The sequence below is a fragment of the Methylobacterium sp. A54F genome (genome assembly GCF_053346035.1).
The window spans coordinates 1-295 of sequence record NZ_JBKFBF010000171.1 but is presented as its reverse complement, the minus strand read 5'-3'; the positions used below and the strand labels follow the sequence as shown (position 1 = coordinate 295).

1 pseudogene is annotated in these 295 nt (G+C 79.3%); it reads left to right on the top strand.

Features of this window, described 5'->3' with window-relative positions:
- A pseudogene (locus tag ACLBXP_RS25825) lies at positions 1 to 100 on the top strand (lipid-A-disaccharide synthase N-terminal domain-containing protein); the annotation flags it as partial.
- Positions 101 to 295 lie beyond the last annotated feature (195 nt).

The following is a 295-nucleotide window of genomic DNA, read 5'->3' as shown; positions in this document are numbered from 1 at the left end:
GGTGATCATCATCGGGCAGGGGCTCTCCACCGGGATCTACCTGCGCAACCTGGCCCTGATCTTCCGCGGGCGGCGGGCGCGGCGCGGGCCCAACGGCTGAACGGGCGGCCCCGGCGCCCTATCTCCTGCGGTCCCCCCAGGAGGTGCCCCGTGTCCGCATCCGACCGTCCCCCGAACTCGCCGCCCGACGCCCCCGCCGCCGACACCCTGGCCCCCGGCGCGCTGCCGCCCGACGCGTCGCCGGCCGCCATCGCCGAGGCCGGCCGCCACGCCCGCGACCGGGGCGACCCGGCGA